Consider the following 15,958-nt stretch of genomic DNA (forward strand, 5'->3'; position numbering starts at 1 on the left):
TAGCAGATATTATGATAATAAAAGAGGTTTATGCTAAAAAAGACTTGCAAAGTCTGGGAAACTTGCTAAAATGCTCAACCTAAATAGGCGTATAGCTCAGTTGGTTAGAGCGCTACCTTGACATGGTAGAGGTCGTTGGTTCGAATCCGATTACGCCTACCAGATTCGAAAAGCCCCAATCTTAAGATTGGGGCTTTTTTTTGTCCGTGAAATATGGGCTGTAGGGGAAAATTCTTGCTTGCATCGACTCATAGTCATGATTATACAATCAGATTTAAATCATTTAAAAAAGCGAGGGTGACCAAATGGTGACCAAAACGTGACCGACCCTTAAGAACCATTAAAATTAAAACCCTCTCTTTGACCTCTACTTTAAACTGTAAGCTAAAACCTATTTCTGAGTATTTTTCTCTTTATCCTCTTTTACATATTCAAAAATATCCCCCACCTCTACTTCTAAATACTCACAAAGCTTATCTATAGTATCAAAATCAATTCTAGATGATTGATCGTTATATATCTTATGTAATGTCGTCTTGCTTACCCCTGTTGCTCGTACGGCATCCGCTACTTTTAGCCTTCTTTCAGCTAGTAAAGTTGGGAGATGGTTAACTATCATCTTACAAACTCCAATTATAATTATAAAAAGTACTTGCATAGTTATAAATTTATGATAAATTACAACTATGGTGTTTAAAAGTACCATTATGGTTAAACTTTATATAAGGAACATATTATGTCACATACCTACCTAACTACCCAAGAGCTTTCTGAACTCATCAAATACAACCCTCGTACTATCCGTAATGAGCTCAAGGATAGTGTGCTTATCGAGGGTATTCATTACATACGCCCGTTCGGTGGTCGTAAGATTTTGTACATTTGGGAAGAAATTGAAAAAGATATGCGCACTGGTATAGCTGGTAGCGTCAATGCCATGGCACTTCAATAAGGAGAAATAGAATGGCTAGTATCAGAAGTAGATACGGCAAGCTGATTGTAGATTTTTACTATATGGGTATACGCTGTCGGGAGACGACAAACTTAACAGACACGCCAGCGAATCGCAAGAAGCTTGAGAAGGTGATTGAGAAAATGGAAGCAGAAATCATCCTAGGTTTATTCAACTACGCTAAGTACTTTCCAAAAAGTGATAAAGCGGCACAGATGGTAGCGTTGAACGATCGCAAGGAATGTATCAACACTAATACACCTTCCTTTGAGCAGTTTGCAAAATTATGGTTTTCTGAAAAAGAAATTGAATGGCGTGATACTTATAAGCGCAAAATAAAGGAGATTATTGATATGTACTTGATTGCTAAGTTTGGGACTAAACCCATTCATCTTATAAAAAAGACAGATGTATTAGCCTTCCGTTCATCCCTCGCCAAAGTGACTTACGGAAAAGCTAACAAACATCTGTCAGCGGCACGCATCAATTCGATAATGGTACCTTTAGGTATGATACTAAAAGAATCAGCTAAACGCTATAAATTTGATAATCCTTACTACGATATCAATGCGCTCAAACAGCCTAAAACGGATATTCAACCATTCACACTAGATGAGGTTTGGACATTTATTAATGGTGTAAGAGCAGACTATCGCAATTATTATCTGGTACGTTTTTTTACAGGGATGCGTACGAGTGAGATTGATGGGTTGACGTGGGAGAACATTGACTTTAATCGACGTGAGATTGTGATCAAACAAGCTTATGTCAAAGGCAAAATTGTTCCTCCTAAGACTCAAGAGTCTTACCGTGCAATTCAAATGTCACCTTGGGTCTACGATGCTCTGAAGCAACAGCAGACCGTCACTTATAAGCGATCTGACTATGTATTTTGCGCGCATACCGGTGAGCCACTTGATTATAACAATGTGAACAAACGCGTTTGGCACCCAACTCTTAAGATTTTAGGTCTGAAGAAGCGTAATGCTTATCAGACTCGTCATACCGCAGCAACGCTATGGTTGGCTGCTGGCGAAAGTCCTGAGTGGATTGCCAGTCAAATGGGACACTCTACAACTAAGATGCTGTTTAATACGTATAGCCGTTACGTACCGAATATGACTCGGCAGGATGGTAGTGCATTTGAAGCATTGGTCAATCGCAGTCAGATTGCTCAAGTATCTACCGATAAGGGGGCTCACCATGAAGATGATTGATTACGATAAGCTGCATGCGACGTTTAAACCTAGTGGCTATGTCAGTAATGGTGCAGATAATATTGCTAACTACCTTATCTGTGAGCTCTGTATTCAGTCAGGTACTGGTTTGGCTAGGTTCCTGAGTATTGATAGTTGCTTTGATAATCATACGGCGCTGCGCATATGGATACAGAAGCGCTTAGAAACTAATCTCGACTATGTCTTTGATGATATGTGTACTCAGCTACAGAGTGAGCTCTACGAGCTTCTACCTCAAACTGGCTATGGATACTAAGGAGGGTATTATGAGCATGAACTTCGTCTTTGATTCAGCTCTAGAGGATACAGCAAAGCGTTTGTGCCATGAGTATTGGTCCTATGTGTCGCCCAGTGATTATATAGCGCATTTAGAACTGCTTTGTTATGAACACAACACGGAGACTGATGTTTTATTTGCTACACTTGCAAAATGTCAGGTTTATTTAGATGACGTACACTGTGAGTACTGTGGTCGTCCCTACCAATTAGATGTCCCAGCAGATATTCCTCATGCAAGGAGATTGAACTCTTGGTTTTGTGAGGGGTGTATTAGCTTTTCTGGTGGACAGCTTATTGTAGACAGATAGGTTTTTGGAAGTAATTTATTACCAGACAACTTAGGTTGTCTGGTTTTTATTGCCTTTTAAATTTTTAACGACATTTGTTGTCGTATTAAAAACCCTACCTGTTGTTTTACAAACAAAGTTTCGTTAAAGTGAATTTATATTCGATTTTTCTCACTGTTAATAGACGGAACTATAATGGCGAAACTCAATAATGCCTATACCGATAATAGCTTTGTCTCTTCAGATCTCAAAACCATTTTGCACTCCAAACGTGCCAATATCTACTACCTCTCGCACTGCCGAGTAATGCAAAAGGACGGGCGTGTGTTGTATCTTACTGAAGATGACAAAGCCAACCTCTATTACAACATCCCTATCGCTAATACCACCTCAATACTACTAGGAACCGGTACGTCTATTACTCAGGCAGCGATGCGTCTTCTATCACAAGCAGGCGTGTTAGTTGGCTTTTGCGGCGGTGGTGGTATGCCGTTATTTATGGGCACAGAGCGTGAGGTCTATGTTGAGTGGATGACTCCGCAAAGCGAGTATCGACCGACTGAATATATTCAAGGTTGGATGAGCTGGTGGTGGGATGATGATAAACGCCTTGCTGCAGCCAAGCAGTTGCAAATAGCTCGCGTTGCTTATCTGCAAGCAGTATGGAATAAAGACAGCGACCTTAAACGTTGGGGTTTTGACAGCAATATCGATGCGATACAGAAATTGCTCAATGATAATATTCAGCAAATCGATAAGCAGACAGAGGTCATGCATTTATTGCAATTGGAAGCCCGCCTGACCAAGCAGCTGTATAAGCTAGCTGCCAAAAATACGGGCTATGATGGTTTTACCCGCGAACACGACGGTATCGATAAAGCCAATGGTTTTCTCAATCATGGCAACTATTTGGCGTACGGTCTCGGTGCCACAACTGCATGGACGTTAGGAATTCCGCATGGTTTTGCGGTGATGCATGGTAAGACACGTCGCGGGGCATTAGTGTTCGATATTGCCGATATTATCAAGGACGCGTTGGTGCTACCCCTCGCCTTCATCTGCGCGAGCGAAAACATGAGTGAGCAAGAGTTTCGGCAAGAATGCCTGAATATGTTTACTCAGCATAAAGCGCTAGATTATCAGTTTGAGGTGGTAAAGCAGTTGGCGATGACTAGCGACTGGAAGGTGTAGAAAATGATTGTCACCTTTGTCTCTCAATGTGAGAAGAAATCACTCAAGCGCACACGACGTATCTTGGATTCCTTTGCTAGTCGTATTGGTGATAACGTTTGGCAGACGGCTATTACAGAAGAAGGACTAAAAACGGTTAAGCAGCTCCTGCGCAAGTCAGCGACCAAGTCTACAGCGGTAAGCTGTCATCGTAATAAAACTCGTCAGCTGACGGAGTTGGTATGGATTGTGGGTAATAAGCGGCGGTTTAATGAGGTTGGCGTGGTTCATGTAAACCGTACCAAAAGAAATATTCTGCACAGTGAGTGGGAGAATGAATGGAGTTATGCCAGTAGTATTCAAATTATCGCTACACTTGCTGCATTACTCCACGACATTGGCAAATCAACGGTTGGTTTTCAAAAGAAACTCCTTGTCGGTAGTAAACAAGGCGACTCTTATCGGCATGAATGGATATCATTAAAACTGTTTGAGCTGATGATTGGCGATTGCAGCACTGACGAAGCATGGCTTGACCGTTTAATGAATTTAAATAAATGGTTAGAAAATAACAATATAGAAAATCTACTATCTAATGCTAATAAAGATGTCGTCAATATAAAAGCTATGCCGCCCCTAGCACAGTGGGTTGCTTGGCTGATTGTCACTCATCACCGCTTGCCACCTATCAAAAAGGTTTTTTACCCTTACAAAGATATTCAACGTTTGCAATTACCTCAAAATACGTTAGAGATTAAAAGAGACTTAAATCAGTTTTATGGAAAAATTGAGCCGTTCGACTATTGGGTAAAAAATCCTAAGTCGTTAGAGCAGATGACCAAAGCGCAATTAAAGGACTTTTGGCAATTTGAGCATTTAGTCATTAATAGCCCAGCTTGGCAAAAGAATATCAAGCGTTGGTCTAAAAAAGCCTTGAATGACCCGACCTTAATCCAATTAAGCCAGCAAGCGGTTGATGATAACAAAGCCATTAGCGATCCATTCTTACTGCATATATCACGGTTATGCTTGATGGTAGGCGACCATAATTATTCTAGTCTCAAAGAAGACGACTCTCGCTGTATCACAGTCGACAGCAGCTTTAAAAATTTAGCCGCTAATACCGACCGAACCGCCAGCATGCCAACCGTTAAGCAATCTCTTGAGGAGCATCTATTAGGTGTCGGAGCTTTTACAGCACATTTTTGTCGTGCACTTCCTATCATTGCCAGTGAAATGCCAACACTACGTAATCATGATCCATTAGCTAAACCTACTGGGATTGAACGTTTTAAATGGCAGAATCAAGCTTTCAAGATGACTTATGGTTTGCAAGAAGCCACGCGCGAGCATGGGTTTTTTGGAGTTAATATGGCATCGACAGGTGCAGGTAAAACCATCGGTAATGCACGTATCATGTACGCTCTAGCTGACCCAAAAAAAGGAGCGCGCTTTACTATCGCTTTAGGACTGCGGATTCTAACCTTGCAGACCGGTTTAAGCTTTCGTAAAAACTTAAAATTGGCAGGTGACCAGTTAGCCATATTAGTCGGTAGTAGCGCCAATAAAAAATTGTTTGAGCTGGCATACGATAACAAGACTAATGATATTACTGACATTATCGGTGAATACAAAAAGAACGATGCGCCTGATAGTGAGTCTGAAACTTTTGGTAGTGAGTCCAGCGAAGATTTGTTAGATGAAATCGTCGATAGCGACATTGACTATCAAGATTATGAGGCGCTGAATCTCGATACGGTCATCGCTAGCCCTAAAGCACGCGATTTAATATTTGCGCCTATCGTGACCTGCACCGTTGACCATATTATCCAAGCCTCTGAGTGCAAACGTGGTGGTAAATATATTGCCCCCATGCTGCGACTGCTCAGTAGTGACTTAATACTCGATGAACCTGATGACTTTGATCAAGCGGACTTGCCTGCGTTGTCGCGTTTAGTGCATCTAGCAGGACTTTTTGGTACGCGAGTGCTGCTTTCATCTGCAACCTTGACCCCTGACTTGGTGACAGGACTGTTTGAAGCCTATATGGAGGGGCGAAAACTATTTAATCAAAGTCAGAATAAACCTACGCCAAAAGTAGTTTGCGCATGGTTCGATGAACAGCCCAAAGCGATGCTATCGGAACAATGCAGCGACGTTAACGGCTTTCAAAACAGTCATAAACAATTTTGTGAAAAACGTGCCAGCTATTTAGCCCAGCAACCTATCAGACGTAAGGCAGAAATACTGCCTTTTTCAGCTAACTATACAAAGGATAAAGCGTCGCAGTTTTATAGCACTTTGGCGCAGACTTTGGTTGATGCTGCCATAGGCTTGCACTATAAGTATCATGAAGTGTCTGATAATAAGCTTCAAGCTGATAAAGATGTGCGGGTAAGCATTGGACTCATTCGCGTTGCCAATATTAACAACATTACCAGTATCGCTATGCAGTTATTTAAAGCAGACAGCATAACGGTGCCAGATGACACGGTTATACATGTAGCGTGCTATCACGCTAAGCAGCTTTTACTACTGCGCAATGCTTTGGAGAATAAGCTAGATAGAATTTTAGACCGTAGCGATAGTAAAGTTGGCATTTTTGATCATTCTGAGATTAAGCAAGCCATTGCTAATAACCCTAATAAAAATCATATCTTTATGGTACTGGCTACTCCTGTCGCAGAAGTCGGGCGCGACCATGATTATGACTGGGCAATCGTAGAACCCTCCTCTATGCGCTCTATCATTCAGCTGGCTGGGCGTGTCTGGCGACATCGTCCTGACAAGGTTGCTAATGAGCCAAATATCCTGCTGCTGCAATACAATATTCGCTACTTTAAGCACCCTAATGGCAAGCGCCCTATCTTTACCCATCCAGGGTTTGAGACCACGCTGTTTAAACCACCAAGCTACGATTTGAATGAGCTCATGACAGCAGAACAATTAGCACAAGTTGATGCCAGACCTAGAATTAAAGCAGCTCATGAAAAAACAGTAGAAACGCTGAGCGACCTCGAACACCAAGTTATGCGGCATCTACTTAACAACCCTAAGCTCAACTACGTTAATGCTTACTGGGACAGCAAAGCCACAGCCAATCGTACGCATACTCATCTACAGCAAATCAGTCCTTTTCGAGCGGGCACTCCGCAAGACGATTGGTTATTAATTCCGCGCATGGTTAATGATGATGAAGAAACTGATGTGCCAACGACAGGATTTGATGCTTACTATGCAGAAGATGTATTTGAAAAAGGTTTAGTTAAATCTACCATTCATAATAAAACCATTCAGCCGCTGGATTTTAACTTTGAACACGCGCAAATAAAGTCGTGGTTAAGCACTTCATTGAATGACGTCTTGCAGGACTTACAAGTGGCACAGCCTGATAAGAGCTTGCGTTCGTTAGCCATTACCTACTCGTCAGTGTCACTTGATAGCATTAAAGCTAATAACAGTCGCGGCTGGACATTTCATGAGTTTTTTGGTTTTGTGCGGGAGTGAGTTATTGGCATGAAAAAAGCATGATTCTAAGTAAATACTTTCTATTTTTTGCTAATAATTACAAATACTTCAGCTAAAGACAGCATCACAGATTACTAATTTAAATGACTAAACTTTGCAAATGATAAAAGGAGCTAATCTTGAACGATATACCCCCAGAGGCAACCCAAGAAGAAATTCATAACTCGATAGTTAAATATCTTGAATATGAGCTCGAATTGGAAACGATGAAAGCGTTTAAAGATAAAATACCCACTCAAAAATCTATTGATAATAAAAGAGCTAAGCTCAAACCAGACTTTGAGTACCGCTTATGGTTACTATCATTACAAGACTCTCTAGAGTTTATGCAAAACCATGACTTGAGTCTGGCTACACATATCTCTAAGGGAATACATTCAGCAGTTAGAAGCGATAACTTACTACTAGAAGAATCTGCTACAACTTCTTCTAGGTTTGTTAATTCTTATTGTGTACCAAATCCTAAACTAGATGCCAATAGTAATAATACAGGTAGTCATGCTGGACACCTCAAAATCATAATAAATTTTCTAAATATAGAAATTTTAGATGGACGTTTTTATTCATTAATTAAAGATAAAAACCCTAATATACAAGTTTTTTTCGAACAAAAACTAACCATGGAGTTTTTTAACTACCTAGTAAATTTGCTTAACTTCAAAGTTGAGCGACCAATAACAGACGGTAGAAATAAACAAACCTTATTTCCAATAGAAAACAACTTATATCATTGTGTCATTCCTTTGTTCCCGTCATCCTTAACGCATTATACGCATCAAAATATAAATGAAATAAAGTATTCCAATGCTTCGAAAGAAGCAAGGAAAGTTAGATTTAGTAGTAAGGATGAAAAGGGAAAAATCGTAGCTTATAGAGATATTCTTAATTTAGCAGTGATTAAATTAGGGGGAGAAAATGCACAGAATGTAAGTAGATTAAATAACGTTCAAGGCGGTTTTCACTACCTCCTCCCCTCTCTGCCTCCCATCATTAAACAAGACCGCGCTTTTAAGTTGTCTAAATTTGCCAATAGTATCTTTAGCACTGGCATGGAATATAATGCCCGCGAAGCCATCCAAAATATTTTTAAGTCCATTAATGATACGCGCAATATTGTCGATGTCAGAGACGCGCGCAAACGAGCTATCGATGAAGTGTTATATCAGATATTTGCCGCAGCAGAAGATATACGCAATACCCTACATGCTGGCTGGTCAACAGACTATGAGCTTGACCACATTGAGAAGCTTTGGCTCGATCCCAAACGCGCCGACCTTGATGGTCAAGCTGAGTTCAAAGCAGAACGTGAAGAAGATGACGCTTGGCATAGTCAAATTATTCATCGTTTTGCGCGTTGGCTCAATACCTTAATGCAAGCTGAATTTAAGCAAATAGCCAGCGATTTTGGTGATGCTGAGCATTTGGAATGGGAGCGTGAGATTGAGGATATGAAAAAACGCTACGAGCGCGCAGGCAAAGGAGTATTTTTATGAGCCGCATAGATGATGACAATAGTATTGGTGTGGTTGGCTATTTGATGTTTAAAAAGGTCGTCATTGAAGGAGCGAATACTATCTCAAGTCCGCTGACTTATGGCTTCCCCGCTATCACTGGGTTTTTGGGTAGCTTTCATGCGATGTCACGAAAAATGGTAGATGATGAGCTGCTCTCTGATGTCTGTTTAGGCGGTGTACTGCTTGCCTGTCACGACTGCCAACCACAAATGTATCGTCCTAATAGTTATAACAACTACACTTTTAACCAAACGCGCAATCCCATCAAAAAAGATGGCAAAACCGCCTCTATAATTGAAGAAGGCAAATGCCGATTGGTGATGACCTTTGTAGTCGAGATATTAGGTACAGATACCTTAACTAATGAGCAGCAAGATTATGCCATGCAAAAAACCAAGCAGTGGCTACAGCAGCAGCGTATGGCTGGTGGTAGCGTAAGAGGCTTGGCAAGGTTTGAGCCCGTGCAATTCTTTGATAAAGATGACGTCAGCTCTATTACTGCGCAATTACTGCCGGCTTTTGTACTAATGGACGCGCAGGACGACTTTGCCGAGATTATCGATAAGGTGCAAGCAGACAACCCAGACGCGACGCCACTAGACGCTTTGATAGATGTTTGTACACTACATCATATTCCTGAAACCCAAAAAAACGGCGATACAAAGTGGCTAACTACCTCACGTAAAAGCGGACATGGCTGGCTAGTCCCTATGCCGATAGGTTATCAAGGTATCTCTGATTTATATGACGCTGGCATGATGCAAAACGTGCGCAATCCTGAATATCCTAGTCAATATGTTGAAGCTATATATAGCCTTGGTAGGTGGGTTTATCCGCAGCGTCTAAATAGTGTCGGCGGTGATAATGATATTGCTAATGCGTTTTGGCATTACCTTTATGATGCTGATGAATCACTTTATTTAGTCACTCAAAATCGAGAGTTTTAATTTTACTTTGTTCTAATCAATAACCCGTTCAATTAACTTTTAATTTCTTACAATCATGGAGAATAATATGTCAAAAACAGCCCTAAAAACTGCATCCGTCCTAGCCTTTGAGCGTAACCTTGATATCTCAGATGGTTTCTTTGCACAAACAGACAGCCAAACTGCTAACGCTAAAATTAGTCCTGTAACCATTAACGAAAAATCTGTCAGAGGTACGATTAGCAACCGTCAAAAAAGCGCCATTGCTAAAGACCCTGCCAAGCTCGATGCCGAGATTCAAAAAGCCAATCTACAAACGGTAGATTCAGCCTCATTAGATGAAACCAATGATACTCTGATTGTAACGTGGAGCTGTAAGGTGTTGCCGTTCACCGGTAAACCAAGCGTCTGTAACGACCAAGATTATCAACAGGTCTTAGTCTCAACGGTACAGGATTATTTGGATAACCAAGGCGTTAATGAGTTGGCTCATCGCTACGCTAGTAATATTGCCAATGCCCGCTGGTTGTGGCGCAATCGTGTAGGCGCTGAAAGCATTAAGGTTAATGTTAAATGTGATATTGATGGCACTGAACACGACTTCGAATTTGATGCAAAGTCCATTTCACTAAAAGACTTCCATACAGAGGATAGCAAAATCAATGAATTGGCTAAGCTGATTGAAAAGGGCTTAAATGGCGACACTTTTATCATTTTATACGTCAAAGCCGCTGCCATAATGGGTTATGGTCAAGAAGTTTATCCTTCGCAAGAACTGGTACTCGATACGGGCAAGAGCAAAAGTAAAATCTTGTATGAGATCAATGGCAAAGCAGGCATGCACTCTCAAAAAGTCAGCAATGCCATTCGCACTATCGATGACTGGTATCCTGAAGCCGAGTTCCCTATCGCTATCGAACCTTATGGTGCGGTCACGACTTTGGGTACAGCGTTTCGCCAACCTAAAGATAAAATGGACTTCTACAGCCTGTTTGATAACTGGGTATTAAAAGGTGAATCGCCAGACGTAAACCAGCAGCATTATGTCATGGGCGTACTTATCCGTGGCGGCGTATTCGGTGCCAGCGGCAAGGAGTAACTTATGAGTCAGATGACCCATTTCCAAGAAATCACCATCATCCCTGACCCTGAGATTGCCCCTCACTTCATTTGGAGCAAACTATTTACCCAATTTCATATTGCATTAGCGGAGATGAAAAATGATCACAGCATCGACTCCGTCGGTGTCAGCTTTCCTGACTATCATTATGACGAAAAGGGTAAATCATCCAAGCTTGGTCTAAAACTTCGAGTCTTTGCTCCCAGTAAAGAGGATTTAGAGACTTTAGATCTCAATAAATGGCTAGAGCGATTGACGGACTATGTGCATGTGAAGCGCATCAATGAGGTTGGTGACAAAGCCAAAGGTCACGTTATGATCAGACGCTACCGCCATAAAAACGTGCTTAAGCAAGCTGAAGCATTCGCTGAGCACAAAGGCATTACGCTGGAGGCGGCACTGATACACTGCGCCAAACACAAGCAGGATAATAAGCCCTATCCGTATATCAACTTAAGGAGCATCAGCAACAATCAACCCTACGCATTATCTATCATTCAAGAAATGGCAGATAACGAAACTCAAGGGTCGTTTAACAGCTATGGCATTAACAATGCGGTAGCTAAGGTTACTGTGCCCCATTGGTAAGCTACTTATAAGGTAATGACGAATTACCCAAAAATTGGGACAAAAAACCCTTTTTTTGAGCTATTTAAAAACTTATAATGAAATCAATCAGTTACACTAGGTCGAAAAACGGAGGGTAAGATAGGGTATTTCACTCTCCACGCCTTATTGTAACTGAGTTTTTTGAGGTATAATTCCTCTTCCTCACCGCATAGGTGACTTAGAAAACCTTGTGAGCTAGTTGCATATCAATCAGCGCCTTCCTCACCGCATAGGTGACTTAGAAATACCATGCAAACAATTGATATCACAGCCATGCCTTCCTCACCGCATAGGTGACTTAGAAAATAAATAAGGCCTCAGAGCCATGCTGTGACATCTTCCTCACCGCATAGGTGACTTAGAAAAACAATGAAGTGGTATCAGTGTTGGTTCAATGCTTCCTCACCGCATAGGTGACTTAGAAATTCAATCTTTGGCTCGTAGTCTGTGACTTCTACTTCCTCACCGCATAGGTGACTTAGAAATCACAAGATGCAGCCGTATGTTAAGCCTGACTCTTCCTCACCGCATAGGTGACTTAGAAATTATAGTAATCTACGTTCGTCTGCTCATAGCCCTTCCTCACCGCATAGGTGACTTAGAAATGAAGAAAATATATCAGCATATGTAAATGGACCTTCCTCACCGCATAGGTGACTTAGAAATAGTGCTAAGAAGTCGGCTGGGTGTTTGATAGCTTCCTCACCGCATAGGTGACTTAGAAATGGTCAATCCGCAGTCGTCGTAAGTTAGTCATCTTCCTCACCGCATAGGTGACTTAGAAACTGAACCAGCCACTGGCTTTGCAACAGTTGAACTTCCTCACCGCATAGGTGACTTAGAAATGTATTATCACCGTTGAGCAACTGCTGTTCTTCTTCCTCACCGCATAGGTGACTTAGAAATTTTGTAGCTCGCCGCACCTGCCTTAACGCTTCTTCCTCACCGCATAGGTGACTTAGAAATTGCGCTGCATCAGTTACCGTGACTACCATAACTTCCTCACCGCATAGGTGACTTAGAAATTTCCAAATGACGCGCATACCTGTATCAATCTCTTCCTCACCGCATAGGTGACTTAGAAATCATTAATAAATAGATAGCTCGTATCGTGAGCCTTCCTCACCGCATAGGTGACTTAGAAAAAATAAAAGAAGCGATAAACCATCTTGTTAATCTTCCTCACCGCATAGGTGACTTAGAAAGTGTCGTCTAAATACTCGCATCTAATAGCAATCTTCCTCACCGCATAGGTGACTTAGAAATTTGACAATATCAAACCTTAAAACTCCATCCACTTCCTCACCGCATAGGTGACTTAGAAAGTTGGCAATACCGAGGTGCTGACTTGCCATACCTTCCTCACCGCATAGGTGACTTAGAAATGCACTTCATCAAGCCCTGTGATTTCGTTAGCCTTCCTCACCGCATAGGTGACTTAGAAAGACAGCAACAGCAAACCCCGTATGGTTTTTTGCTTCCTCACCGCATAGGTGACTTAGAAAATGTGTATATTGATGAGGAATTATAAAATGATCTTCCTCACCGCATAGGTGACTTAGAAAGACAAAGATATTATCGTCTATAACGCACCGGTCTTCCTCACCGCATAGGTGACTTAGAAAGATGAACCGTTACTTGAATCACCAATGTTGCACTTCCTCACCGCATAGGTGACTTAGAAATTTGTCACCCTTTAAGCCGGTATCGCCCTTTACTTCCTCACCGCATAGGTGACTTAGAAACGCACAAAGCGCAGTACGAACCTACGGTCTACGCTTCCTCACCGCATAGGTGACTTAGAAAGATGAACCGTTACTTGAATCACCAATGTTGCACTTCCTCACCGCATAGGTGACTTAGAAATTTGTCACCCTTTAAGCCGGTATCGCCCTTTACTTCCTCACCGCATAGGTGACTTAGAAACGCACAAAGCGCAGTACGAACCTACGGTCTACGCTTCCTCACCGCATAGGTGACTTAGAAAAACAGAGCGTCAAGAAAGGCTATGAATATTGTCTTCCTCACCGCATAGGTGACTTAGAAATCTGACTGCTCGCCCTGTGCGCTTATCAAGTCCTTCCTCACCGCATAGGTGACTTAGAAACTCACGTTTGTCAATGTCATCTGATTTGTGCCCCTTCCTCACCGCATAGGTGACTTAGAAATATGGTGCATGGGTTAATGATGATAACAGCGACTTCCTCACCGCATAGGTGACTTAGAAATTGCTGCCAATGCGGTGCTAGTCCACGGAGTCCTTCCTCACCGCATAGGTGACTTAGAAATAAGTATGGTTATGATGAAAAATACATGAGGCCTTCCTCACCGCATAGGTGACTTAGAAATGTGTACTATCATCGCCGTTCACCACCTCTTGCTTCCTCACCGCATAGGTGACTTAGAAATCTAACTAAATCGTATTTTGTCAAAAAACCATCTTCCTCACCGCATAGGTGACTTAGAAAATAGCTGGCTGTGATTCGATAAACATTGGGTACTTCCTCACCGCATAGGTGACTTAGAAAAAAGATGATGTATTGATAGCTAGTATCAACGACTTCCTCACCGCATAGGTGACTTAGAAATGCTATGGCAGCAGGGACGGCACTACACAAGCCTTCCTCACCGCATAGGTGACTTAGAAAACAAGACGCTGAACAGCGTTGATGAAGCTAAACTTCCTCACCGCATAGGTGACTTAGAAATCACATGGGCGACCTGAAGGAGTCTTCAGCAACTTCCTCACCGCATAGGTGACTTAGAAAAACTGCCAGCTGCAACCCAACTCAAAATAGGACTTCCTCACCGCATAGGTGACTTAGAAATGAACGATACTTCGATGCTTGGCAGTGGCGAACTTCCTCACCGCATAGGTGACTTAGAAATCAAAAAGCTCTTGAATAGCCACATCTGCATCCTTCCTCACCGCATAGGTGACTTAGAAATTCTACAGGCTTATAACCTAGTTCTGCCCTAGCTTCCTCACCGCATAGGTGACTTAGAAATTTAATGCTAATGTTAAGAGTTCAGAAGATGACTTCCTCACCGCATAGGTGACTTAGAAATAAAGTATCGAACCATTCTTTAGATTTCTTATCTTCCTCACCGCATAGGTGACTTAGAAACGTACCACTGTTAGCTATTACAGGTACTTTAGCTTCCTCACCGCATAGGTGACTTAGAAATTTGCGCTTTGGGGGCTTCCCTAGTTCATCTTTCTTCCTCACCGCATAGGTGACTTAGAAATTTGATAAAAAATATAGCACTGGCCTTTCCCCCTTCCTCACCGCATAGGTGACTTAGAAACTAAACTCAGAGAGATACAAGGTTATGAAGCGCTTCCTCACCGCATAGGTGACTTAGAAATAGCCCTAAACCGCTTTCCGTTCTTACTAACCCTTCCTCACCGCATAGGTGACTTAGAAAGTCCACTACATTGATCTAGTTCAGGATTAGTACTTCCTCACCGCATAGGTGACTTAGAAAAACAGTGCGGCATTATCGCGCAAGGCTTAAAACTTCCTCACCGCATAGGTGACTTAGAAACATACCGTAATCGCGAGCGAAGTAATCGCTTGCTTCCTCACCGCATAGGTGACTTAGAAATAAAATAGCTAAAGATTCAGTATCTAGTCTATCTTCCTCACCGCATAGGTGACTTAGAAAATAGCAAAGACTGCTCTAGCTGCTGTAGATTGCTTCCTCACCGCATAGGTGACTTAGAAATGTGTATTCAAATGCACCGTCTATGACGTTAGCTTCCTCACCGCATAGGTGACTTAGAAATACAGCTAAACCTACAGCTTCTAATACCTTAGCTTCCTCACCGCATAGGTGACTTAGAAATAGCAAAAGCGTTGATCGGTGTATTCATGGGTCTTCCTCACCGCATAGGTGACTTAGAAATGAATACGATAGTCCTAGCGCCAGCACACTAGCTTCCTCACCGCATAGGTGACTTAGAAATGACGAAATTGTTTACGTTGAGCCAAACATAACTTCCTCACCGCATAGGTGACTTAGAAACATTTGACCCTATGGCGTTATTCGCAGGTGGTCTTCCTCACCGCATAGGTGACTTAGAAAAAACAGGGCTTTACTTAACAAGCGAGGTAATTCTTCCTCACCGCATAGGTGACTTAGAAATAGACATAACACTAACTCGGTAACTCTTTCTTCTTCCTCACCGCATAGGTGACTTAGAAAGTATCGACGCGACTCAATAGCGATACCGCCCACTTCCTCACCGCATAGGTGACTTAGAAATATTCTTTGTGCGTGGTGTCACATCACGAGGGCTTCCTCACCGCATAGGTGACTTAGAAATTGATG

11 protein-coding genes, 1 tRNA gene and 1 CRISPR repeat array (1 of these 13 cut by a window edge) are annotated in these 15,958 nt (G+C 42.0%); of the genes, 11 read left to right on the plus strand and 1 reads right to left on the minus strand.

The features are described from left to right. Window positions 1–85 precede the first annotated feature (85 nt). Window positions 86–162: transfer RNA gene (locus tag HCZ91_RS04355), tRNA-Val, on the plus strand. Window positions 163–391: 229 nt separating this feature from the next. On the opposite strand, the gene HCZ91_RS04360 is transcribed toward HCZ91_RS04355, so the two are convergent. Then, on the minus strand, window positions 392–619 hold the full coding sequence (locus HCZ91_RS04360) for a helix-turn-helix transcriptional regulator (RefSeq protein ID WP_075107579.1): 228 nt from the start codon (window positions 617–619) through the stop codon (window positions 392–394). A 117-nt stretch (window positions 620–736) separates the two neighbouring features. Here HCZ91_RS04360 and HCZ91_RS04365 point away from each other — a divergent pair, with 117 nt between their 5' ends. From HCZ91_RS04365 to cas6f, 10 genes are all read left to right on the plus strand, one after another. Beyond that, entirely contained in the window at window positions 737–952 is a 216-nt protein-coding gene (locus HCZ91_RS04365; protein ID WP_075107543.1) for a hypothetical protein, read from the plus strand. An 11-nt stretch (window positions 953–963) separates the two neighbouring features. Beyond that, complete coding sequence (locus tag HCZ91_RS04370) at window positions 964–2,169, plus strand: DUF3596 domain-containing protein (RefSeq protein WP_179798413.1); 1,206 nt, start codon at window positions 964–966, stop codon at window positions 2,167–2,169. Further along, window positions 2,156–2,446, plus strand: a complete 291-nt coding sequence (locus HCZ91_RS04375; RefSeq protein ID WP_179798414.1) for a hypothetical protein — start codon at window positions 2,156–2,158, stop codon at window positions 2,444–2,446. Before HCZ91_RS04370 ends, HCZ91_RS04375 begins: the two co-directional genes overlap by 14 nt. 10 nt (window positions 2,447–2,456) lie before the next feature. Then, the gene (locus HCZ91_RS04380) at window positions 2,457–2,777 is read left to right on the plus strand and encodes a hypothetical protein (protein WP_179798416.1); all 321 of its coding nucleotides are present in this window, start codon (window positions 2,457–2,459) and stop codon (window positions 2,775–2,777) included. Window positions 2,778–2,951: 174 nt separating this feature from the next. Then, window positions 2,952–3,947: a type I-F CRISPR-associated endonuclease Cas1f gene (cas1f, locus tag HCZ91_RS04385; protein ID WP_179798418.1), complete on the plus strand. Its 996-nt coding sequence runs from the start codon at window positions 2,952–2,954 to the stop codon at window positions 3,945–3,947. A 3-nt stretch (window positions 3,948–3,950) separates the two neighbouring features. Next, a complete protein-coding gene (gene cas3f, locus HCZ91_RS04390; RefSeq protein ID WP_179798420.1) occupies window positions 3,951–7,433 on the plus strand; it encodes a type I-F CRISPR-associated helicase Cas3f in 3,483 nt (1,160 codons plus the stop codon). 140 nt (window positions 7,434–7,573) lie between these two features. Next, window positions 7,574–8,947, plus strand: a complete 1,374-nt coding sequence (csy1, locus tag HCZ91_RS04395) for a type I-F CRISPR-associated protein Csy1 (RefSeq protein ID WP_179798422.1) — start codon at window positions 7,574–7,576, stop codon at window positions 8,945–8,947. Then, window positions 8,944–9,915 carry a type I-F CRISPR-associated protein Csy2 gene (csy2, locus tag HCZ91_RS04400; protein ID WP_179798424.1) on the plus strand — a complete coding sequence of 324 codons (972 nt, stop codon included), beginning with the start codon at window positions 8,944–8,946 and terminating at the stop codon, window positions 9,913–9,915. The genes csy1 and csy2 overlap by 4 nt, the downstream gene beginning before the upstream one ends. Before the next feature lie 67 nt (window positions 9,916–9,982). After that, window positions 9,983–10,993 carry a type I-F CRISPR-associated protein Csy3 gene (gene csy3, locus HCZ91_RS04405; RefSeq protein ID WP_179798426.1) on the plus strand — a complete coding sequence of 337 codons (1,011 nt, stop codon included), beginning with the start codon at window positions 9,983–9,985 and terminating at the stop codon, window positions 10,991–10,993. A gap of 3 nt (window positions 10,994–10,996) precedes the next feature. After that, a complete protein-coding gene (cas6f, locus tag HCZ91_RS04410) occupies window positions 10,997–11,602 on the plus strand; it encodes a type I-F CRISPR-associated endoribonuclease Cas6/Csy4 (protein ID WP_257019966.1) in 606 nt (201 codons plus the stop codon). Window positions 11,603–11,780: 178 nt separating this feature from the next. Next, window positions 11,781–15,958: direct repeats of the CRISPR family, unit length 28 nt; unit sequence CTTCCTCACCGCATAGGTGACTTAGAAA (it continues 896 nt past the right edge of the window).

Source organism: Psychrobacter sp. BI730, from assembly GCF_013414195.1.
Lineage (GTDB): Bacteria > Pseudomonadota > Gammaproteobacteria > Pseudomonadales > Moraxellaceae > Psychrobacter.